The organism is Spirillospora sp. NPDC029432 (assembly GCF_040703975.1).
GTDB lineage: Bacteria > Actinomycetota > Actinomycetes > Streptosporangiales > Streptosporangiaceae > Spirillospora.
Window position 1 is genome coordinate 1 of sequence record NZ_JBEZWH010000076.1, and the last position, 21472, is coordinate 21472.

A 21472-nucleotide genomic window follows, 5' to 3' on the forward strand; every position below is an offset into this window, starting at 1 on the left:
CCGGTGGAACGGCACGCCGACCACGCCCTCCCGCTGGCGCTGGGCGGCACGGCCGCGGGCGCGCTGCTCGCCCGGAGCGCCCGCCGCTCGCTGGGCGTGGGGCTGGCGGCGCTCCCGAAGGCGGCGGGCGCGGGCCGCGAGCTGTTCGCCGCGGAGCTGGGCGCGCGGCTCGCGGACCGGGGCGTCCTGCCGGTCGTGCCCGGCGCGCTGCGCAGGCTGGACCGGATCGACACCGTGGTGCTCGACGCCGGGGTCCTGCTGTCGGACGAGCCGGCGGTCGGCGAGGTGACGGTCGTCGGGGACGCGGGCGAGGCGGAGGTCGCCGGGCGGGTGTACGCGCTGTTCGATCCGGCCGCGCCCGGCCAGGTCCGGGAGGACGGCGAGTGGCGGCTCGGGCCGCCCGGCCGCGTCCTGCCCCGGGGAGCGGACGGGGAGCCGCCTGACGAGCGGGCGCTCGCACTGGTCCGCGGGGACGAGCCGCAGGCGTTCGTGAGCACGGCGCGTACGGCGGCGGACGAGGTGAACGCGCTGGTCACGGCCGTGCGCCGGGCCGGGCTCCGGCTGGTGACGGCGGGCGGCGAGGCCGAGCTTCCGGGACGTCCCGACGCCCGCGTCCGGGGCGGGGCGGAGCTGGCGTCCTCGGTACGCCGGTTGCAGTCGGAGGGGGCCGGGGTGCTCCTGGTGTCGGCCGACCGGGAAGCGCTGGCCGCGGCCGATGTGGGCGTGGGCCTGCCCGGTCCGGGCGGCCTGCCGTCCTGGGGCGCCGACCTGCTGGTGCACGGCGAGCGGGCGGCGGCGGCCGCGGTGATCGAGGCGGCGGGCACGGCCCGCGGAGTGAGCGAGCTGGGCGTGACGCTGTGCCGGTCCGGTGCCGGGGTCGGCGCGCTGCTGGCGCTCACCGGCCCGCCGGGCAGGGCCGCGGGCCGGGCGATGTCGGCCGTGCACGGCGCGGCGGGCGTCGCCATGGTGCAGGGGGCCTGGCGGGCCCGCGAGGTGATGCGGCGCGAGCCCGCGCCCGCGCCGCCCGCCACGCCGTGGCACGCGCTGCCCGCGGAGATCGTCCTGGAGAGGCTGGGGAGCCGCGCCGAGGGGCTCACCGACGAGGAGGCGGGAGTCCGCCGGACGGCGGCGGCCGCGGGGAGCCGGCCGCCTCACCTGACGCTGCCGCGCGCGGTCGGCCGGGAGCTGGCCAACCCGCTGACCCCGGTGCTCGCCGCGGGGGCGGCGGGCGCGGCGGCGGTCGGCTCGCCGGCCGACGCGCTCCTGGTGTCGGCGGTGATGGGCCTGTCGGGCCTGGTCGGCGGCGTGCAGCGCCGCGCGACCGAGCGGACGCTGGCGGGCATCTCGACCCGCTCCGCCGACCCCGTCCGGGTCCTGCGCGGCGGGACGGAGCGCGGGCTGGACTCCGACCGGCTGGTGCGGGGGGACGTCCTGCTGCTGGAGGCGGGCTCGGCCGTCCCCGCCGACTGCCGGATCCTGACCGCCCGCGGGCTGGAGGCCGACGAGTCGGCGCTGACCGGCGAGTCCCTGCCGGTCGCCAAGGACGCCGCGCCCACGCTCGCCCGGCACGTCGCGGAACGCACGTGCATGCTGTACGAGGGCACCACGATCGCGGCCGGGGAGGCGACCGCCGTCGTCGTGGCGGTGGGCACCGGCACCGAGAGCGGCCGCGCGATGGCGGAGCCCGGCGGGCCGGGCCGATCCGGCGGCGTCGACGCCCGGCTCAAGTCGATCACCAGCGCGACCACGCCGATCGCGGTCGGCGCCGCCGTCGCGGTGACCGCCTCGGGGCTGATCCGCGGCGGTGCCCTGCGGCGGGCGCTGTCCGAGGGCGTCAACCTGGCCGTGGCGTCGGTTCCGGAAGGGCTGCCGCTGCTGGTCAGCGCCGCGGAGTTGGCCGCCACGCGGCGGCTCGCGGGGCGCGGCGTGTACGTCCGCGACCCGAAGACCATCGAGGCGCTGGGCCGGGTGGACGTGCTGTGCTTCGACAAGACCGGCACCCTCACCGAGGGCGAGATCAGGCTGGCCCGGGTCGGGGACCGGCGCCGCGACGTCCGGCTGGACGCGCTGGACCGTTCGACGCGCCCGGTGCTGGCCGCCGCGCTGCGCGCCACGCCGCCCGCCGGGAACGGCGGGCACAGCCACCTCACCGACGCCGCGGTGGACGCCGGGGCCGCCGCGGCCGGGGTCGGCCGCGGTACCGGCGGGACGTGGCACCACGTCACGAGCCTGCCGTTCGAGCCGTCCCGCTCGTACCACGCCTCGCTGGGGCGCAGCAGGGGGCGGACCGTGCTGTGCGTCAAGGGCGCGCCCGAGACGGTGCTGCCGCGCTGCACGGCGACGTCGGAGGGCCCGCTGGACGACGCGGGCCGCCGGGACGTCGAGCGGCGGGTGGAGGAGCTGGCGCAGGCCGGGCACCGGGTGCTGGCGGTCGCCGAGCGGCGCGGCGGCCCCGCCCGCGAGCGGCTGGACGACGAGGACGTCGCCGGGCTGACGTTCCTCGGCCTGCTCGGGCTCGCGGACACCGTCCGGGCGACCGCCGCGCCCGCCGTCGCCGCGCTCCGCGACGCCGGCGTCCACATCGTCATGCTCACCGGCGACCATCCGGCCACCGCGGCCGCGATCGCCGGCGACCTCACGGGTTCCGGCGGCGCCGCCCGGGTGATCGTCGCCGATGAGATCGACCACCTCGACGACGGCGCGCTGGGCGCGGCGCTGGAGGGGGTCGACGCGGTGGCCCGCTGCACCCCCGCGCACAAGGTCCGGATCGTGCGGGCGTACCAGGCGCAGGGCCGTACCGTGGCGATGACCGGGGACGGCGCCAACGACGCGGCCGGCATCCGGCTCGCGGACGTCGGGATCGCGCTCGGCGGGCGCGGCACCGCCGCCGCGCGGGACGCCGCCGGGCTGGTCGTCGCCGACGACCGGCTGGAGACGATCGTGTCCGCGCTGGTCGAGGGCCGCGCGATGTGGGGGTCGGTGCGCGAGGCGCTGGCCATCCTGGTGGGCGGCAACCTCGGCGAGATCGGCTTCACCCTGCTCGGCTCGCTGGTGTCGGGACGCTCGCCGCTGTCGGCCCGCCAGATGCTGCTGATGAACATGCTCACCGATCTCGCGCCCGCGCTGGCCATCGCGGTCCGCGCCCCGTCGCGCGAGGTCACCTCGGCGCTGCTGGCCGAGGGCCCGGAGTCGTCCCTCGGCTCCGCGCTCACCCGCGACATCGCCCAGCGCGCGGTCGTCACCACGCTCGGCGCGACCGCCGGCTGGACGGCCGGGCGGCTCACCGGCCCGGCCGTCCGCGCCCGCACCATCGGCCTGGTCGCGCTGATCGGCACGCAGCTGGCGCAGACGCTGCTGACGGGCCGCCGGGACCGCGCCGTCGCGGTCACCGCGCTCGGCTCGGCCGTCCTGCTGGCCGCGATCGTCCAGACGCCGGGCGTGGGGGCGTTCTTCGGCTGCGTCCCGCTCGACCCGCTCGGCTGGGCCACCGCCGCGGGCGCGATCGCCGCCGCGATGCTCGCCGGCCGCTACCTGCCCCGCCCGGCCGCCGGCGCGCGCTGACGCGGGCCCCGCCCGCCACGCGGGCGACCGTTGTTCGCGCCCTCGTCGTCTCGGCTTCGGCTCTGGCGCCTGCCCGCGTTCACCGGTGCGCGGACATCCTCCGGTGACGCCTTAGGGAGGGTGCATGTCCGAAACGTTCCCACGCCGCAGGTTCCTCGCCACCGGCGGCGCCGCCGGGGCTCTCACCGCCGGCCACATCCTGCTCGGCCCGGCCGTGGTCGGCCAGGACGGCGCGGCCGCCGCGGTCCGCTCGTACGGCGGCGCGCCCCTGCCGCGCGGCCTGTTCACCCTCGGGGTGGCCTCCGGGGACCCGCTGCCGGACGGGTTCGTCCTGTGGACCCGGCTGGCGCCCCGGCCGCTCGACGGCGGCGGCATGCCGGACCGCGCGGTGCCGGTGGCGTGGCAGGTCGCCGAGGACGAGCGGTTCCGCGACGTCCGCGCGAAGGGCGTCGCGGTCGCGCGGCCCGAGAGCGGGCACGCCGTGCACGTCGAGGTCGGCGGGCTGCGGCCCGACCGCGAGTACTTCTACCGGTTCCGGGCCGGCGGCGAGCTCTCGCCCGCCGGCCGGAGCCGTACGGCGCCGCGGAACGGAGCGGTCAACCGGCGGCTGCGGTTCGCCTTCGCGTCCTGCCAGAACTGGCAGGACGGGCACTTCACCGCGTACCGGCACCTCGCGGAGGAGGACCTGGCGTTCGTCGCGTTCCTCGGCGACTACATCTACGAGTCCGTCCCGCGCACCACGACGATCCGCACCCACGAGGGCACCGGCGAACCGTACTCGCTGGCCGAGTACCGCAACCGGCACGCGCAGTACAAGACCGACGCCGATCTGCAGGCCGCGCACGCCGCGTTCCCGTGGATCACGACCTGGGACGACCACGAGGTCGACAACAACTGGGCCGACGAGATCCCGCAGGACCCCGCCCAGCAGCCGCGCGAGGCGTTCCTGGCCCGCCGCGCCGCCGCGTTCCAGGCGTACTACGAGCACATGCCGCTGCGCCGCTCCGCCCGCCCGCACGGCCTCGACCTGCGGCTGCACCGCCGGCTGGGCTTCGGGCGGCTGGCCACCGTGCACGTGCTCGACACCCGGCAGTACCGGAGCGACCAGCCCGCCACCCTCGCCGAGGCCGAGGACCCGGCCCGCACCCTCACCGGAAAGGAGCAGGAGAAGTGGCTGGTCGGCGGGATGTCCCGCTCGGGCACCCGCTGGAACCTGCTGGCCAACCAGGTGATGTGGGCGTCCAACGACCGCAAGGCGGGCCCCGAGAAGGTCTACGACTTCGACAACTGGGACGGCTACCGCGCGCAGCGCCGCCGCATGCTGGAGTTCTTCGGCTCCGGCCGCGCGGCCAACCCGGTCGTGCTGACCGGCGACCGGCACGCCACCTGGGTGTGCGATCTGAAGCCGGACTTCGACGACCCGGCGTCCCCGGTGGTGGGCGCGGAGATCACCGGTACGTCGATCAGCTCGGGCGGCGACTCCGACCCGGTCCCGTTCCACCGCACGTACGACCCGATCATGGCGGAGAGCCCGCACTGGAAGTACATCGGCAACCGGCGGGGATACGTCGTCTGCGACGTGACCCCGGCCCGGCTGCTGGCCTCGCTGCGGGTCGTCAGCTCGGTCTGGACGCCGAGCGGGACCACGGTCGCGACGGCCGCCCGGTTCCAGGTCGAGGCGGGACGGCCCGGGATCGGCGTGGTCGACCGGCAGCCTGAGGCGCGCACTCTGGCGAAGGCCGCACGCCGCTACGACGTCGACGACGACCAGTTCTGACGGCCCGCCGGAACGGTGCGGCCGGCCGCCGCCCCGACCGCACCGTTCCGGCGGCATCGTCCGCGCGCCTCACGCCCCGCCGCCCGCCGGGTCCTGGAGGGCGGCGGCGATCCGCTGCTGGATGACCTGGTCGTGCAGGGCGGCGGGGCCGCCCTGCGCGTCCCCGGAGTCCCGCGAGTCCTGGGCCGCGGCCCGCGCGGGGTCGACGAGGCGGCGCAGCCCGATCCGCATCATCCGCTGGTCGATGGTCGCGAGCCCGGACAGCGCCAGCAGCGTCACGCCCTGGTCGAGGGCCGCGAGCAGGGCGCCCACCTCGGCGGCGGCGAGCGGCTCGCCGTCCGCGCGCGCCTCGGCGGCGATGCCCGCGTAGAGGTCCAGGAGCACCTGGACGCGGCCGGCCAGCGCCGCGCTGAGCCGGTCGTCGCGGGCGGCCACCGCGATGAACTCGAGGGTCGCGAGCGCGATGCCGCGGATCACCGCGGCGACCTCGGTGTCGGTCCCGCCGGTGGCCGGGTCGAAGGGGTCCCAGGCCTGCCGGCCGATGTCGCGGAGGTTGGCGTCCATCACCGCGAGGAAGAGATCGGCCTTGCTCTCGAAGTTGGAGTAGACGGCGCCCCGGGTGTACCCGGCGATGCGCGCGATCTCGCCGAGGCCGGCCCCGTGGTAGCCATCGCGGGCGAACACCTCGCGGGCGGCGTCGACGAGGGCGGCGCGGGTCTGCTGCTGCCGTTCGCCGCGTGAGGGCAGCTCGGCCGGGTGTTCGTCCACGCCCCGATTGTAGATGCCGGGTACACATGGCATTGGGATACAACCTGTATCCGAATACGGCTAGTATTCAGATACAGGTTGTATCTGAGGAGGTTGCATGACTCCGGTACTGGAGATCAGCGGGCTCACGCGCCGGTTCGGCACGGTCGTCGCGAACGACCGGGTGTCGCTGCGCGTACGGGCCGGTGAGGTGGTCGGCCTGCTGGGCCACAACGGCGCGGGCAAGACCACGCTCGTCTCGCAGGTGGTCGGCCTGCTGCGCCCCGACGCCGGGCGCATCACCGTGGCCGGCGTCGACGCGGTGGCGCGGCCGGCCGCGGCCCGCCGCATGGTGGCGCTGCAGCCGCAGGCCCACGTGCCGATCGACGGCCTCACCCTGGCGGCGGCCATCAAGGTGGCCGCCCGCCTGCGCGGCCTGGACGCCCGGCAGGCGGGCGCGGCGGCCCGGCGGCTGGTGGCCGAGCTCGGCATCGAGGCGTGGGCGGACCGGCGCGCGCTGCCCGAGGGGCGCGGCCTGTCCGGAGGGGTGCGGCGGCTCGCCGGCTTCGCGATGGCCGTCGCCGGCGGCGCCCCGCTGGTGATCCTCGACGAGCCGACCAACGACGTCGACGCCGTGCGCCGCCGTGCGCTGTGGGCCACGGTACGGCGGGTCGCCGACCAGGGCTCCGGCGTCCTGCTGGTGACCCACAACGTGGTGGAGGCGGAACGGGTGGTCGACGAGCTCGTGGTGCTCGACGCCGGCCGCGTGGTCGCCGCCGGGACGCCCGCGGAGCTGCGCGGCGACGACGGGCTGCGCCTGGAGCTGCACCTCGTGCCGGACGGCCCGGACCCGTCCGATCCGGGCCCCGCGGCGGCCGGCGGGCCGGTGCCGGGGACGCCGCTGCCCGTCCCGGTGCGGCGGCGCGTCCGGTCCGGCCGGCGCGTCCTGCTGACCATCCCGCCCGACGCCGCGGCGGCCGCGGTCGCCTGGGCGGCGTACCAGCGGGACCAGGGCGGGCTCGACGGGTACGCGCTCGCCCCGGCCACCCTTGAGGACGCCTACCTCGCCGCGACCGCCGCCGCCGGCGCCGGGACCGGTACCGAGCTCGCGGCGGTGGCCGGCGATGCCTGAGCTCACCGCACGCCCCCTGCCCGCGCCGCCGGCCCCGGCCCCCGCGCGCCTCGGCCCGTGGGCGGCCTACCGCACGCTGCTCTCGTGGCAGCTCGCGCAGATCGGCGGCCTGCTGCCGCTCATCGTGGTGGTGCAGGCGCTGCTCGCGGCCGGCATCGTCATCGGCTTCGGCCTGCTCATCCCCGGCATCGACGCCCCGACGGCCACGTTCCTCGCGACGGGCGCGCCGACCGTGCTGCTGCTGACCATCGGCCTGGCCATCGTTCCGCAGGGCGTGGCGCGGGCGCGGCTCGACGGCACCTTCACCTACATGCGCGCGCTGCCGGTGGCGCGGCCGCTGCTCTTCCTCGCCGACCTGACGGTGTGGGTCGCGCTCTGCGTGCCGTCGGTGGGAGTCGCCGTACTGGTGGGATGGCTGCGCTTCGACCTGAGGCTGTCGTTCGACTGGCCACTGCTGGTGTGCGCCGCGCTGCTCGTCGCGGTCACCGCCACGGCCGTCGGGTACGCGGTCGCCGTGCTGCTCAAGCCCATGCTGGCGCAGCTGGTCAGCCAGGTGCTGGTGTTCTTCGTCCTGCTCTTCTCGCCGGTCACGTTCCCGGCGGCCCGGCTGCCGGACTGGTTCCGCGCGCTGCACGACTTCCTGCCCGTGCGGCCCGGGGCGGACCTGCTGCGGGCCGGGCTGGCCTCCGACCTGTACGGCGCCGGCGTGCGCGACCTGGCCGTGCTGCTCGCCTGGTGCGCGGCCGGCGTGGCGATCAGCCTGCGCGCGCTCGTGCGGCGCGGCTGACCGGCCGCGGCGGTACGCGCTCGAAGCGCGGTACGAGCGCGAACGCCGCGACCAGCAGCGCCGTCCCGGCGAGCAGGTGGGCTCCGGACGTCCAGGAGGAGGGGTCGCCCGGCGACGTGCCGGCCAGCAGGACGTAGATCTTGGCGACGATGGTCGCGATGAAGAGCAGCACCACCATCCGGCACCGCTGCAAGGCGATCTGCAGCTGGACGACCCCGACGCCCACGGCGGCGGCGAAGAGGTAGGGGTAGGCGGTCGAGGTCAGGAGCGTCCAGTCGAGCCCGTGGCGCACCGACAGCGTCAGGGCCAGCTCCCCCGAGCCGATGAGGACGCCCGCGCAGATGCCGTAGGCGATGCCGCTGAGGCGCCGGGCGTGCGCCCCGGCGGGCCGCCGGTCGCCGAGCGCGAACAGGCCGACCGGCAGCACGAACGACGCGGCGGCGATGGCCGGCAGCACGGCGGGCGGCGGCGGTTCCCAGGTGGAGCGCGTCGCCTGGGCGAAGCACACGCCGGAGGCGAGGAGCAGCGCGAACGCCAGCCACTCCAGCCCGGTCACCCGCTCCCGGAACACGCCCCGCGCCACGGCCAGCAGGACGGCCAGTCCCGCCAGCAGCGCCGGGGTCATCGTCTCGGGCCCGGTACGCGACAGGGCGGCGAGATGGCAGGCCACGCCGGCGGCCATGAACGCCACACCGCTCCACCATCGGCCGCTGGCCAGGACGCTCCGGGCCAGATGGAGGGGGTGCGTGCCGTCCAGCCGCTCCATCGCGGCGGCGGCGGACTTGAAGAACGCGAAACCCAGGAAGTAGAGCCCGCTGGCCGCGAAGGCGAGGCCGTGGCCGTGCCAGGCGCTCATCGGCCGCCCCGGCCGGTGGAGCGCGCCAACGGCGGGCCGGCGCTGGTGACGGCGGTGCGCATGAGTGGGACTGTAGCCTCCTATTGGCAACATGCCAATAGTGCTGCGCGGGCCCGGCGCGGTATGCCATGCTGCCCTCCAGTAAGTGTCCAGGTACCCAGCTCACGGGTCTGCGATCCATCCCCGCCACACCGCGGGACCGCCAGGAGGACCGCCATGGAGCACGACGACCGTTCACCGGACGAACCGGACGGGGGCCTGCGGCGCAGGCGCTTCCTCGGCTACCTGGTCACCGCGCCGACGCTGGCCGTGGCCGTGCAGTGGGCCCGGGACCCGGCCGCGGCGGAGATCCCGCCCCCGCCCCAGCCGGAGGAGATCTTCGACGTCGGCGACCTGGTGCGGCTCGCGTCGGCGCCGACGTCCGGGCTGGTCGCCGTCCGAGTGCACGAGGACGGGACGGCGTCGTTCGCGGTGCCCCGCGCCGAGGTGGGGCAGGGCATCACCACCACCGTCGCGATGCTGATCGCCGAGGAACTGGACCTGCCGCTGGACAGGGTCGCCGTCACCCTCTCCGACGCCCGGCCCGAACTGCTGTTCAACCAGTTCACCGGCGGCTCCACCTCCGTCCGCTCCCTCTACACGCCCGTGCGCACCGCCGCCGCGATCGCGCGGCGGCGGCTCGTCGAGACCGCCGCGCGCGCCTGGAACGTGAACCCGTCCAAGCTCACCACCAGGAACGGCGAGGTGCTGGACGGCAACCGGCGGGCCGGCTACGGGTCGCTGGCCAAGGCCGCGGCGGTCACCCGCACCACCCAGGTCTCGGCGACGCTGAAGGACCCGTCCGAGTTCACCGTCGTCGGCAGGCCCGCCGGCCGCGTGGACGCGCTCGCCGCCGTGACGGGACGCAAGACGTTCGCCATGGACCTGAACGTCCCGGACGCCCTGCCGGCGATGGTGCGGCGCCCGCCGACCATCGACGGCACGGTGGACGCCGTCCGCAACGCCGCCGCCGTGAAGGCCATGCCCGGCATCACCGACGTCGCGGTGCTGAAGCACGGGGTGGCGGTGCGCGGCCGGACGTTCGGGCAGTGCATCGACGCCCTGCGGGCCCTGGACGTGACGTGGCGTCCCGGGCCGGTCGCCGGGGAGTCCGACGGCACCGTGCTGGCGACGCTGAGGAAGGCGGTGCCGCGGCCGAGCGCCCCGCCGCCGTTCAGCGAGTCGATCGACGCCGAGTTCACGTTCATGTTCGCCAGCAACTCCCCGCTGGAGCCGGACGTGGCGGTCGCGGACGTGCGGGCCGGCCGCGCCGAGGTCTGGGCCAGCCTGAAGGTCCCCGGCGACGCCCAGTCGGAGATCGCCAAGCGGCTGGGGCTGCCGGTGGGCGCGGTGAAGGTGCACGTCGTGGAGGGCGGCGGCTCGTTCGGGCGGCGGCTGCACCCCGACGCCGCCGTGGAGGCCGCGGAGATCTCCAGGAGGATGGGCAAGCCCGTCAAGCTGTCGTGGTCGCGGACCGACAGCGTCCGGCAGGGCCGCGCGCACCCGATGTGCGTCTCCCGCGTCCGCGCCTCCTACCGGGGCGGGAACGTGCTGGCGTACGAGCAGCGGCACGTCAGCACCGAGACCAGCTTCAGCCACGGGTTCGGCGACATGGTCACCACGAACGCGGCCAAGCTGCCGCTCGTCGGCAACCCCACCGTCGCGCAGGCGTTCTTCCTGCTGAGCCAGTCGTCCCCGTACCACTTCGGGACGACCAGGCAGACGCTGACCGAGATCCCGATGAAGTTCAGGACCGGCAGCATGCGCAACGTCTACTCGCCGAACGTGGTCTGCGCGCGGGAACTCGTCGTGGACCGGCTCGCCGCCGCGATGGGCAAGGACCCGGTCGGGTTCCGCCGCGAGTTCCTGAAGCACGCGAAGCTGCGCGACGTCCTGGACAAGGCGGCCTTCGAAGGCGGCTGGGGGCGGCGGCTGCCCGCGGGCGTCGCCCAGGGCGTCGCCGTCGCCTCCGAGTACCGGGCCGCGTGCGCCGTCCTCGTCGAGCTCGACTGCCGTCCCGAGACCGTGAACCGCCGCGTCGAACGCGGCGTCACCGGCCCCCGCGTCACCCGCGCGCTGGTCGTGGTGGACGCGGGCCTGCCGATCAACCCGCGCGGCCTGGAGGCGCAGATGATCGGCGGCCTGAACGACGGCATCGCGATGGCGCTCACCGCGAGCCTGCACATCAAGGACGGCGTCCCGCTCGAAGGCAGCTGGGACAACTACTTCTACACGCGGCAGTGGAACACCCCGCCGGAGACGCGCGTCATCGTCATGCCGCCGGCGAGCGACGAGCCCGGCGGCGCCGGCGAGCTCGCGGTGGCCCCGTCCCTGGCGGCCGTGGCCTGCGCGTACGGCCGCGCCACCGGAACGATGCCGACCACCTTCCCGATCAACCACGCGACCCTGGGCTTCGAGCCCTTCCCGCTGCAGCCGTCCACCCCGCAGTCCCCCACCGACGGCCTGGACCGCGCCTTCTGAGGAGACCCGACGTGCCGACCCACTCGTTCAAGCTCAACGGCAAGCAGATCACCGTGGAGGCCGAGGACGACGTCCGCCTGCTCTGGGTGCTGCGCGACCTGCTCGGCGTCACCGGCCCCAAGTACGGCTGCGGCATCGGCGTCTGCCAGGCCTGCACCTCCCACGTCAACGGCAAGGCGGTCAACATCTGCTCGGTGCCCGTCTCGCGGATCGGCCCGGACGACGAGGTCGTCACCATCGAGGGCCTCCCCGCCACCGTGGGCCGCGACCTGCACCCCATGCAGGAGGCGTGGCTGGAGTACGACGTCGCCCAGTGCGGCTACTGCCAGCCCGGCCAGATCATGTCCGCCGTCGCCAAGGTCCGCCGGGTCCGCTCCGAAGGCCGCGACATCACGGACGCGGACCTGGACGAACTCCGCAACATCTGCCGCTGCGGCACGTACGCCCGGATCCGCGACGCCATCAAGTCCGCCGCCGAGAAGATGTGACCGCGGGGCGGGCGCGGCTCAGGCCTGCGGCGGGAGGTGGGCCGCGGCCGCCGACAGGAGTTCGTTCACCCGTGCCGTCAGGCTGGCCAGGTCGGCTCGGGCGACGGCGGCCTCGGCCTTGGCGCGGCGCGCCTCGCGCCTCGCCTCGTCCCGCTCCCGCGCCAGCTGCGCGAGGTGCGCCTGGTAGGCCGCGCGCAGCTCGTCCAGGGTCTGGGGCGACGGGCCGGGGGCGTACGCGCTCTCCTTGCGGACCGGATGCGTCCGCCGCGCCGCGCCCGTCCTGGCGCCGGGCGCCTGCCGGGTCTGCTTCCTGACCGTGCTCACCGTCGTCACCGCCGGCTACCTCCCCCGAGTGATGTCACCGTCCCGAACGGATCAACGACGGCGGGCGCCGTGAATGTTCCTGCGTACCGGCGCGCGCGGGGGCCGCCCGCGCCGGTGCCAGGATGGGGCCATGGGTGCGGGGGAGCTGTACGGCAGGAAGGCCGAGGAGGACGCCGTCGCCGAACTGCTGGCGGGGGCCCGGTCGGGGACGAGCGCGGCGCTGGTGCTGCGCGGCGAGCCGGGCATCGGCAAGACGGCGCTGCTCGACAGTGCCGCCGCGGTGGCCGGCGACATGCGGCTGGTCCGCGGCACGGGCGTCGAGTACGAGGCGGAGCTGCCGTTCTCGGGACTGCAGCTGCTGCTGGGCCCGGCGCTGGGCTCCCTCGGCGCGCTGCCCGGCCCGCAGCGCGCGGCCCTGGAGGGCGCGTTCGGGCTGGCGCCCGCGGCCGGCTCCGAGCCGATGCTGGTGGGGCTGGCGGTGCTGTCGCTGCTCACGGAGTATGCGGACGGGGCCGGGCTGCTGTGCCTGGTCGACGACGCGCACTGGCTCGACCGGGCGTCGCGGGACGCGCTGCTGTTCGCCGCCCGGCGCCTGCGCGCCGAGGGGGTGGTCATGCTCTTCGCCGCGCGGGACGGTGAGGAGTCCTTCCCCGCCCCCGGTCTCCCGGAGCTGCTCCTGTCCGGGCTGGCCCCGGAGGCCGCCGCGGCCCTGCTCGACCGGCACCCGCTCGCGCCCGCCGTCCGCTACCGGCTGCTCGCCGAGGCCCGCGGGAACCCGCTGGCCCTGCTGGAGCTGCCGGTCGCGCTGGCCGCGGAGGAGGGCGGCGCGTTCGCGCCGGGGGCGCTCCCCCTCACCGGCCGCCTGCGGCTGGCGTTCCACGGCCAGGTCAGCCGCATGCCGGCGGCCTGCCAGACGCTGCTGCTGGTGGCGGCGGCCGACGAGACCGGCGACCTCTCCGTCATCCTGCGCGCCGCCGCCGAGCTGGGCGCGGCCGCCGGCGACCTGGAGCCCGCCGAACGGGCCGGCCTGGTGCTGCGCGGCGGCGCCGACGGCACCACGATCCGCTTCCGCCATCCGCTGCTGCGCGCCGCCGTCCACCAACGGGCGCCGCTCGGGCAGCGCCTGGCCGTCCACCGCGCGCTCGCCGGGGCCCTCGGGGCGCCCGAGCATGCCGACCGCCGGGCCTGGCACCTGGCGGCCGCCGCCACCGGGCCCGACGAGGAGGCCGCCGCCGCGCTGGAGCGCACCGCCGCCGGCGCCCGCGAGCGCGGCGGGCACGAGGCGGCCGCGGCGGCGTACGAGCGGGCCGCCCGGCTGAGCGCCGGGCCCGCCGCCAGGGCGCACCGCGAGGCTCTGGCGGCGGAGGCCGCGCTGGAGGCGGGGGATCTGGAGCGCGCCCGGGCCTGCTGGGACCGCGCGGCCCGGCACCCGGACCAGGGCCCGGCGGTGAACGCGCGGATCGCGCAGGTGCGGGCGCTCGCGGACTTCTGGCAGGGCTCGTACCCCGCCGCCCACCGATCGCTGCTCGACGGTGCCGACCTCGTGCGCGACACCGATCCCGGCCAGGCCGCGATGCTGCTGATCCAGGCCGTCCACACCTCCTGGTACCTGGGGGAACGGCAGCTCGCGACGACACTCGGCCGGCTGGCCGCGCTGCCGCTGGACGACGCGGATCCGCTCGCACCGGTCGGCCCCTACCTCGTTCACCTCGACCGGGACCGTTCCGGACCGCCGCCGCCGCTGTCCGACACCCTCGCGGCGATCCGCCGCCGGGGCCGGGTCCCCGACCAGGCGTCGATGATCCTGTGCGGGGCGGCGCTGGCGCTCGGCCAGGACGCCGACGCGTACGAGCTCGCGACCGCGCTCGCCGCCGGGCACCGCGCCCGGGGCGGCGCCGGCCGGCTCCCCACGGTGCTGTTCTTCATGGCCGAGGGCGAGGTGTTCACCGGGCGGCATCTGGACGCCCTCGCCACGGCGACCGAGGCGCTGGGGCTGGCCCGCGACACCGGCCAGCACCAGTGGGTCAGCCAGTTCAGCAGCGTCCTCGCCTACCTCGACGCGGCCAAGGGGGACGAGGAGGGCTGCCGGCGCGGCGCCGAGGCAGCGCTGGCGGGCGGCACCGCCGGGGCCCTCTCCCCCGGCGCGCCGTGGGCGCACTGGTCGCTCGGGCTCCTGGACCTCGGGCTCGGCCGCGCCGAGGCGGCCCTCGCCCGGTTCGAGCGCCTGACCCGCGAGCCGATGCGCCACCACATCTGCGCCACCCGTTCCACCCCCGACCTGGTGGAGTCCGCGGTACGGGTCGGGGCGCCGGACCGCGCCGCCGGGCCGCTGGCGCGCTTCGAGCGGTGGGCGGGGTCGGTGCGGCGGCCGTGGGCCGACGCGCTCGTCCTGCGCTGCCGCGGCCTGCTCGCCGCCGACGACGAGGCCGAGGCGTTCTACACCGCGGCCCTCGAACTGCACGACCAGGACGGCCGCGCGCTCGAATACGCCAGGACCGCGCTGCTGTACGGCGAGTGGCTGCGCCGGGCGCGGCGCAAGGCCGAGGCGCGGGGCCGGCTGAACGACGCCCTGGAGGTCTTCGACCGCCTCGGCATGCGGCCGTGGTCCGAGCGCGCCCGCGGCGAGCTCACCGCGACCGGCGCCCCGGACCGGGGCCCCAGGCCCGCCGCGGGCGCGGCCGCCGGGCTCACCCCGCAGGAGCTGCAGATCGCCCGGCTCGCCGCGCAGGGCATGTCCAACCGCGACATCGCCGCGCAGCTCTTCCTCAGCCACCGGACGGTCGGGTACCACCTCTACAAGGCCTATCCCAAGCTCGGCATCGCGTCCCGGAGCGAGCTGCGGGCGCTCGCCGGCGGGCTCGGGCTGTGAGAATCTTGTCCCGATGAGCGCGCAAGAGCAGGTACGGCCCGGACAGGTTCTCCCCGTGGACATCGACGAGGTCTCGCCGGTCGAGCTGGGCCCCGGCGTCCACGTACGGTCCCTGCCGGGAATGCCGGGGATCAGGACATGGGTGATCGATCTCGCCCCGGGCGCCGAATGGCCGGACCTCGACGTCCACGAGGGCTACGGTGAGGCGTACTACGTCGTGAGCGGCCGGATCATCGAGGGCGACCGCACCCACGGTCCCGGCACCTACGTCGCGTTCGGCCCGGAGACCGCGCACCGTCCCCGTACGGAGACCGGTGCGCGCGCCTTCGGCTTCAACTACGACGTCACCACCTGACGGGCGCCCCGGAGGACCGGGGGGGCTATCCGGCGGCCAGCGCCTCACGCATGGCCTTCGCGGTGGAGGCCGGGTCGTAGCCCTCGGGGACGCCTCCGACCAGGATGATGTCGCCCTTGATGTGCCGCGAGCGCAGCGGTGCGATCTCCTGGTACTCGGGCGAGTCCCACCAGGCCCGCGCCTCGGCGACGCCGGGGAAGCCGATCATCACGACGTCCCCGGGCCAGCTTCCCTCCATCACCTCGTGCGGCGTGACGTGTACGAGGAAGCGGCCGCCGTACGGCTCGAAGGTGGTGGGGATGCGCTCGATGTACTCGGCGATCTCGGGGTGCGGGGTGGCGTCCCGCAGGTGCGCGATCACGTAGGCGGTCATGGGGTCACTCCTTGCGTTCCAGGGGCGTGTTCCGGGATGGGCGGGGCGGACCGTCCGGCGGTCCGCCCCGGGGCGTTCAGGCTCCGGCCGGCACCTTGTCGAGGAAGCCGAGCACCTGGCGGATCCGCCCGTCGCCGCCGACCGCCGCGACGTCGAAGCCGATGACGACCGGCTCGCCGCCCTCGGGCCCCAGGTGCCAGGTGAACCGGGCGATGTCGTGGTGGGCGTCCACGGCGCCGCCGAGGCTGAACACCAGCCCGCCGAACTGCCCCTGGACGGCCGCGATCGTGGCGTCCAGCCCGTCCCTGCCCTGGACGGAGACCAGCGGGTCGGTGTACACCGCGTCCTCGGCGAACACCTCCGCGAGGGCGGCCCGCCGCGCGGCGGCGTCGGTCTCGTTCCACGCGGCGAGGTAGCGCTCGACCAGCTCGTTCATGTCGCTCATGTGTCTCTCCTCAGGTGTCGTGCTCGCTGTGACACCCAAACTAGGAAGCCGGGAGCGACGGGGAATCTGACACGCTTAGGTACTTTCGTCCGCGCCCATCGGTCGTGGCCGGCGCGGTCGCCGCGGGCCGGGGTTCACGGGCGAGCATGGACAGGTTGGAGATCTGGCTCCAGCCCACCAGGTCCATGAGCCTGATCAGGTGCGGCGCCACCGAGCGCAGCACCAGCCGCCGGTCCTGGAGCCCCAGCCGGCACGCGGTGGCGGCGATGGCCCGGAGTCCGCCGACGTCGATGAAGCGCAGCCGCTCCGCGTCGACCCACACGTCGCCGGAACCGTGCGCGAGCAGGCGGGACAGCGCGGCGCTGAACGCGGCGAGCGTGGTGATGTCGATGTCCCCGTCGACGACCAGGTACGGCGGCTCGAAGGTGCCGTCCAGCCGCAGCAGCGCGCTGCGCACCCGCAGGCGGTGCCGGCCGCGTGACGGGCCGCCGCCGGGGCCTGGAACGTTCATCAGCGTCTCTCTTCTCGTCTGCTCGGAAAGTGAAAGTGTCATCCGGGGACCAGTTCATGGCGGCGGGCGAGCCCGCCGGAAGTAACGCTTTTCCCATTCAAGAAGGACCTTGGTCCCATCACCGGGCGCGCCGATCCGCGTTTCCGTTCGACGGCGAAAGCGCGTGTCACAGGGGCGGCCGGTGCCTTGTCTTTAGCAATGAGCCGGCCATAACGGGCCCGGCTCCGATTCAGCCGCTGTCACCGCGCGGGCGAAATTCCGTTATGCGCGCGAACAATTTCGGACCGGCAGCCGGCGGAATCGCCGCATCTCCCGCAGAACAGGACAGGATCATGACCAGATCCCGGACCAGCGCACCCGTTCACGTCAGGCGGCGGCCCACCGTCACGGTGATGCTTCTGATCGCGGTCGCCCTTCTCATGGTGAGCTTCGGCCTGGCGCAGAGCGCTCCGGCCCAGGAGATCCGGAAGACGGCGGCCAAGCCCACGATCGTGCTCGTGCACGGCGCCTGGGCGGACGCCTCGAACTGGAACGGAGTCGTCACCAGGCTCCAGGGCGACGGGTACACCGTCGCCGCGGTCGCCAACCCGCTGCGCTCGCTCTCCGGCGACGCCGCGTACGTGAGGGCCTACCTGGAGACGGTGGAAGGCCCCATCGTCCTCGTCGGCCACTCCTACGGCGGAGCCGTGATCAGCAACGCGGCCGCCGGCGACCCCGACGTCAAGGCGCTGGTCTACGTCAACGCCTTCGCGCCGGACCAGGGCGAGACCGCGACGGCGCTGGCGGGTCCGGACTCGGCGCTCTCGGTCGCCGATCCCACCACCGTGTTCGACTTCGTTCCCGCCGCCCTGCCGCCCACCCCGGCGACCGACCTCTACCTCAAGAGGGCGACCGTCTCCGCGTCGTTCGCGACCGGACTGAGCGCGCGCGACAAGGCGCTCGTCGCGGCCACCCAGCGGCCGGCCACGGTCGGCGCGCTGAACGAGCCCTCCGGGACCCCCGCCTGGCGGACGATCCGCTCCTGGTACCTCCTCGGCACCAGGGACGCGATCATCCCGCCCGGCGCCCAGCGGGCCATGGCCGAGCGGGCCGGCTCCGCCGTCACCGAGTACGACGCCGGGCACCTCGGCCTGATCACGGCGCCCGGGACCGTCACCCGGGCGATCGAGCGCGCCGCGCGGGCGAGCGTCCGCTAGCGGGCGCGGGCGGCACCCGCCGCCGGCACCCGCCGCTGCCCGCGGCCCGGCCCATACGGACATAATGGGCGGCGCCGGCGGCGGGTGTCCGCGGCGAGGGCGGTGGGGCGGTGGAGCGCGAGCGCGTGGCCGGACACGGTGAGGACGCCGGCCTGTTCGGGCGGGCCGGGGAGTGCGCTCATCTCGATGAGCTGATCGCGGCCGTCCGCACGGGCCAGAGCCGCGTGCTGGTGCTGCGCGGGGCGCCGGGGGTCGGGAAGTCGGCGCTGCTGGGGTACGCGGAGCGCGCGGCGGCCGGCGCGCGGGTGCTGCGCGCGGTGGGCGTCGAGTCGGAGATGGAGCTGGCGTTCGCGGCCGTACATCAGCTGTGCGCGCCGCTGCTGGACCGGCTGGGGAACCTGCCCGATCCGCAGCGCGAGGCGCTGGAGACGGTGTTCGGGCTGCGGGCGGGCGCCCCGCCGGAACGGTTCCTGGTCGCGCTGGCCGTGCTCGGCCTGCTCGCGGACGCCTCCGAGGAGGGCCCGCTGCTGTGCGTGGTCGACGACGCGCAGTGGCTCGACCGCTCCTCGGCGCAGGTCCTCGGCTTCGTCGGGCGCCGGCTGCTGGCCGAGTCGGTCGCCCTCCTCTTCGGCACCCGGCGGCCCGCCCAGGACCTGCTCGGGCTGCCGGAGCTGGAGGTCACCGGGCTGCGGGACGCCGACGCGCACGCGCTGCTGGACTCGGTGACGGGCATCCGGCTCGACCGCAGCGTCCGCGACCGGTTCGTGGCCGAGACCCACGGCAACCCGCTCGCCCTGCTGGAGCTGTCGCGCGGGCTGCCGGCCACCCACGTCCCGGGCGGGTTCGAGCTGCCGCACGCCGGCGCGCTGCCCGGGCGGATCGAGCAGAGCTTCCTGGACAGGATCCGGGACCTGCCCGAGCGGACCCGGCTGCTGCTGCTGATCGCCGCCGCCGAGCCCACCGGCCGTCCCGCCCTGGTCCGGGACGCCGCCGAACGGCTCGGGATCGCCCCGGCGGCGGCGCTGGCGGACGGGACCGACGGGCTGCTGGAGTTCGGGGCGCAGGTGGTCTTCCGCCATCCGCTGGTGCGTTCGGCCGTGTACGGGTCGGCGCACCAGCGGGATCGCCGGGCGGTGCATCTGGCGCTGGCGGAGGCGACGGACGCGGAGGCCGATCCGGACCGCCGCGCCTGGCACCTCGCGTCCGCGGCCACCATGCCGGACGAGGCCGTCGCCGCCGAGCTGGAACGGTCCGCCGGCCGGGCGCAGGCCCGCGGCGGGATGGCCGCCGCCGCGGCGTTCCTGCGGCGCGCGGTGACGCTGAGCGTCGACGCCTCGCGGTGCGCCGACCGCGCGGTCGCGGCGGCCGACGCCTGCCTGCGGTCGGGCGACCTCGACGCGGCGCGGGCGCTCGCCGACATCGCCGACCAGAACGCCGCGAGCGAGTCGCAGCGCGTGCGCGCCCTCCTCGTCCGCGGCCACACCACGTTCGCGGCCGGGTTCAACAACGAGGCGCCGCCGCTGCTGCTGGAGGCCGCGCGGCGGCTGGAGCCGTTCGACATGGACCTGGCCCGCGAGACCTATCTCATCGCCTGGGGAAGCGCCTCCTACGGGGCCGCGAACCGGGAGAGCCTCGTGGCGATCTCCCAGGCGATCAGGGAGCTGCCCCCGCCGGCGGGGAGCCCGGGCGTCTTCGATCTCGTGCTCGACGGCTACGCGGCGCTCGTCACCGACGACCGCAGCACCGCGCTCCCGGTCCTGCGCAGGGCTGTGGACGCGCTCACCGGCGCTCCCCTGGACGACCTCCTGAAGTGGAGCTGGGCGGCCAACGGCCTGGTCGCGCTGGTCTGGGAGGACCGGCTCCTGACCCGGACGCCCGCCAGGGTGCTGGAGGAGGTGCGCGCGGCCGGCGCCCTCGCGGAGCTCCCCGTCTACCTGCACGCGCTGGGGATCCCGGTCTCGCTCAGCGGCGAGTTCGCCGCCGCGGCCGAGCTCGTCGCCGAGTCCGAGGCCGTCGCCGCCGCGACGGGCGTGCCCATGACGCAGCACACCGGGCTCCTGCTCACCGCGCTCCAGGGCAGGGAGGCCGAGAGCACGGCGCTGATCGCCGCCGCCATCGAGGAGGCCGGCGCCGGCGGCCAGCTGGCGGGCGTCGCGACGGCCCAGTGGGCGACCTCGATCCTGTGCAACGGCCTGGCCCACTACGAACGCGCGCTGGCGGCGGCCCAGGCCACCATCCGGAGCGCCAACGCGCTGGTCTCCCAGTGGGCGCTCCCCGAACTCGTCGAGGCGGCGGCGCGCGCCGGCGACGGCACCGCCGCCCGCGAGGCGCTGGAGGAGCTGGCGGACACGGCGGAACCGTGCGACACGGACTGGGCCCAGGGGATCCTCGCCCGCTGCCGGGCGCTGCTGACCGGGGACGACGCCGCGGCCGGCCTCTACCTCGAGGCGATCGAGCGGCTCGGCCGGACGGTGCTGCGTCCCGAACTGGCCCGCGCCCACCTGCTGTACGGCGAGTGGCTGCGCCGGAACCGCCGGCGGAGCGAGGCGCGGACCCAGCTGCGCCGCGCGTACGAGCTGTTCACGTCGATCGGGATGGCGGCGTTCGCCGAGCGCGCCCGCCGCGAGCTCCTCGCCGCCGGCGAGAACGTCCGCAGGCGCGGGAAGGAGGCCGCGGCGAGCGGCGGGCTGACGCCGCAGGAGCGGCAGATCGCCCTGCTCGTGCGGGACGGCCTGTCCAACCCGGAGGTGGCCGCCCGCCTCTTCGTGAGCCCCCGTACCGTCGAGTGGCACCTCCGGCAGGTCTTCGCCAAGCTCGGGATCAGCTCCCGCAAGCAGCTCCCCGGCGTCCTCCCCCGCGATGAGAGCGGCTCCGCGCCTCCCGGCTAGCGGTCGCCGAGAAGGCCGTGGTGCAGGGCCCGCAGGACGGCGAGGGTGCGGTCGCGGACGCCGAGTTTGGTCAGGACGCTCGACACGTGGTTCTTCACGGTGCCCTCGGCCAGGTGCAGCGCGGCGGCGATCTCGCGGTTGGCGTACCCGCCGGCCAGCAGCCGCAGGATCTCCAGCTCGCGGTCCGTCAGCGGCAGCGGGGGCGGGAGGCCGCCGATACCGCCGGGCTCGGGCAGCCGTTCCGCGGCGCGCAGGAGCCGTTCGGTGAGGGCGGGCCGGACGAACGTGCCGCCGCCCGCGAGCGCGCGGATCGCCTCGACGACCTGGTCGAGCGTGACGTCCTTGAGGAGGTAGCCGCGCGCGCCCGCGCGCAGCGCCCGCAGGACCAGCTCGTCGTCGTCGAACGTCGTCAGCACGAGGGCCGGGACGGCGATGCCGCGCTCGCGCATCGCGGTGAGGGTGGCGATGCCGTCCCGCCCGGGCATCCGCAGGTCCAGCAGCAGCACGTCCGGCGGCGCCGCCTCCAGGATCGCCAGGGCCTCGTCGCCGTCGGCGGCCTCGGCGGCGACGGTGACCTCCGGGGACAGCTCCAGCAGGTGCCGGATCCCCTGGCGGACGAGGGTCTGGTCGTCCACGACGCACA

Annotated in this window: 17 protein-coding genes; 10 read left to right on the forward strand and 7 right to left on the reverse strand. The window is 76.0% G+C overall.

Annotated features, from left to right (window positions below; genetic code table 11):
- A partial coding sequence (locus AB0881_RS35790) for an HAD-IC family P-type ATPase (protein ID WP_366624389.1) occupies positions 1-3561 on the forward strand: 3561 nt, incomplete at its 5' end.
- Between the two features lie 124 nt (positions 3562-3685).
- Positions 3686-5338 (forward strand): alkaline phosphatase D family protein, encoded by a 1653-nt coding sequence (locus AB0881_RS35795; RefSeq protein ID WP_366624391.1) that lies wholly within the window; start codon positions 3686-3688, stop codon positions 5336-5338.
- Between the two features lie 69 nt (positions 5339-5407).
- On the opposite strand, the gene AB0881_RS35800 is transcribed toward AB0881_RS35795, so the two are convergent.
- Positions 5408-6106, reverse strand: a complete 699-nt coding sequence (locus AB0881_RS35800; RefSeq protein ID WP_366624393.1) for a helix-turn-helix domain-containing protein — start codon at positions 6104-6106, stop codon at positions 5408-5410.
- A gap of 97 nt (positions 6107-6203) precedes the next feature.
- On the opposite strand from AB0881_RS35800, the gene AB0881_RS35805 reads away from it, so the two are divergent.
- Together AB0881_RS35805 and AB0881_RS35810 are read left to right on the forward strand one after the other, a co-directional pair.
- Entirely contained in the window at positions 6204-7217 is a 1014-nt protein-coding gene (locus AB0881_RS35805) for an ABC transporter ATP-binding protein (protein ID WP_366624395.1), read from the forward strand.
- Positions 7210-8004: an ABC transporter permease gene (locus tag AB0881_RS35810; RefSeq protein WP_366624397.1), complete on the forward strand. Its 795-nt coding sequence runs from the start codon at positions 7210-7212 to the stop codon at positions 8002-8004. The genes AB0881_RS35805 and AB0881_RS35810 overlap by 8 nt, the downstream gene beginning before the upstream one ends.
- Here AB0881_RS35810 and AB0881_RS35815 read toward each other — a convergent pair.
- Positions 7973-8860, reverse strand: a complete 888-nt coding sequence (locus AB0881_RS35815; protein ID WP_366624399.1) for a hypothetical protein — start codon at positions 8858-8860, stop codon at positions 7973-7975. The two genes, AB0881_RS35810 and AB0881_RS35815, sit on opposite strands and share 32 nt — an antisense overlap.
- A gap of 216 nt (positions 8861-9076) precedes the next feature.
- On the opposite strand from AB0881_RS35815, the gene AB0881_RS35820 reads away from it, so the two are divergent.
- The gene (locus AB0881_RS35820; RefSeq protein WP_366624401.1) at positions 9077-11380 is read left to right on the forward strand and encodes a molybdopterin cofactor-binding domain-containing protein; all 2304 of its coding nucleotides are present in this window, start codon (positions 9077-9079) and stop codon (positions 11378-11380) included.
- 11 nt (positions 11381-11391) lie between these two features.
- Positions 11392-11868, forward strand: coding sequence for a (2Fe-2S)-binding protein (locus AB0881_RS35825; RefSeq protein ID WP_366624403.1), 477 nt, complete (start codon positions 11392-11394; stop codon positions 11866-11868).
- Positions 11869-11886: 18 nt separating this feature from the next.
- On the opposite strand, the gene AB0881_RS35830 is transcribed toward AB0881_RS35825, so the two are convergent.
- Positions 11887-12192 carry a hypothetical protein gene (locus tag AB0881_RS35830; protein ID WP_366624405.1) on the reverse strand — a complete coding sequence of 102 codons (306 nt, stop codon included), beginning with the start codon at positions 12190-12192 and terminating at the stop codon, positions 11887-11889.
- Positions 12193-12322: 130 nt separating this feature from the next.
- On the opposite strand from AB0881_RS35830, the gene AB0881_RS35835 reads away from it, so the two are divergent.
- A complete protein-coding gene (locus tag AB0881_RS35835) occupies positions 12323-15061 on the forward strand; it encodes a LuxR family transcriptional regulator (RefSeq protein ID WP_366624407.1) in 2739 nt (912 codons plus the stop codon).
- Positions 15062-15074: 13 nt separating this feature from the next.
- A complete protein-coding gene (locus tag AB0881_RS35840) occupies positions 15075-15416 on the forward strand; it encodes an anti-sigma factor (RefSeq protein WP_366624409.1) in 342 nt (113 codons plus the stop codon).
- Positions 15417-15441: 25 nt separating this feature from the next.
- Here AB0881_RS35840 and AB0881_RS35845 read toward each other — a convergent pair whose 3' ends face one another.
- The 3 genes from AB0881_RS35845 to AB0881_RS35855 form a co-directional block, all read right to left on the reverse strand.
- Positions 15442-15789, reverse strand: coding sequence for a DUF1330 domain-containing protein (locus tag AB0881_RS35845; protein ID WP_366624411.1), 348 nt, complete (start codon positions 15787-15789; stop codon positions 15442-15444).
- A 76-nt stretch (positions 15790-15865) separates the two neighbouring features.
- Positions 15866-16234: a nuclear transport factor 2 family protein gene (locus tag AB0881_RS35850; protein WP_366624413.1), complete on the reverse strand. Its 369-nt coding sequence runs from the start codon at positions 16232-16234 to the stop codon at positions 15866-15868.
- A gap of 40 nt (positions 16235-16274) precedes the next feature.
- A complete protein-coding gene (locus AB0881_RS35855) occupies positions 16275-16745 on the reverse strand; it encodes an STAS domain-containing protein (RefSeq protein ID WP_366624415.1) in 471 nt (156 codons plus the stop codon).
- A gap of 392 nt (positions 16746-17137) precedes the next feature.
- Here AB0881_RS35855 and AB0881_RS35860 point away from each other — a divergent pair, with 392 nt between their 5' ends.
- Both AB0881_RS35860 and AB0881_RS35865 read left to right on the forward strand, forming a co-directional pair.
- The gene (locus AB0881_RS35860) at positions 17138-17941 is read left to right on the forward strand and encodes an alpha/beta hydrolase (RefSeq protein WP_366624417.1); all 804 of its coding nucleotides are present in this window, start codon (positions 17138-17140) and stop codon (positions 17939-17941) included.
- 125 nt (positions 17942-18066) lie between these two features.
- Complete coding sequence (locus AB0881_RS35865; RefSeq protein ID WP_366624419.1) at positions 18067-20829, forward strand: AAA family ATPase; 2763 nt, start codon at positions 18067-18069, stop codon at positions 20827-20829.
- Here AB0881_RS35865 and AB0881_RS35870 read toward each other — a convergent pair.
- The gene (locus tag AB0881_RS35870) at positions 20826-21464 is read right to left on the reverse strand and encodes a response regulator transcription factor (RefSeq protein ID WP_366624421.1); all 639 of its coding nucleotides are present in this window, start codon (positions 21462-21464) and stop codon (positions 20826-20828) included. The genes AB0881_RS35865 and AB0881_RS35870 overlap by 4 nt on opposite strands.
- Positions 21465-21472: the final 8 nt, after the last annotated feature.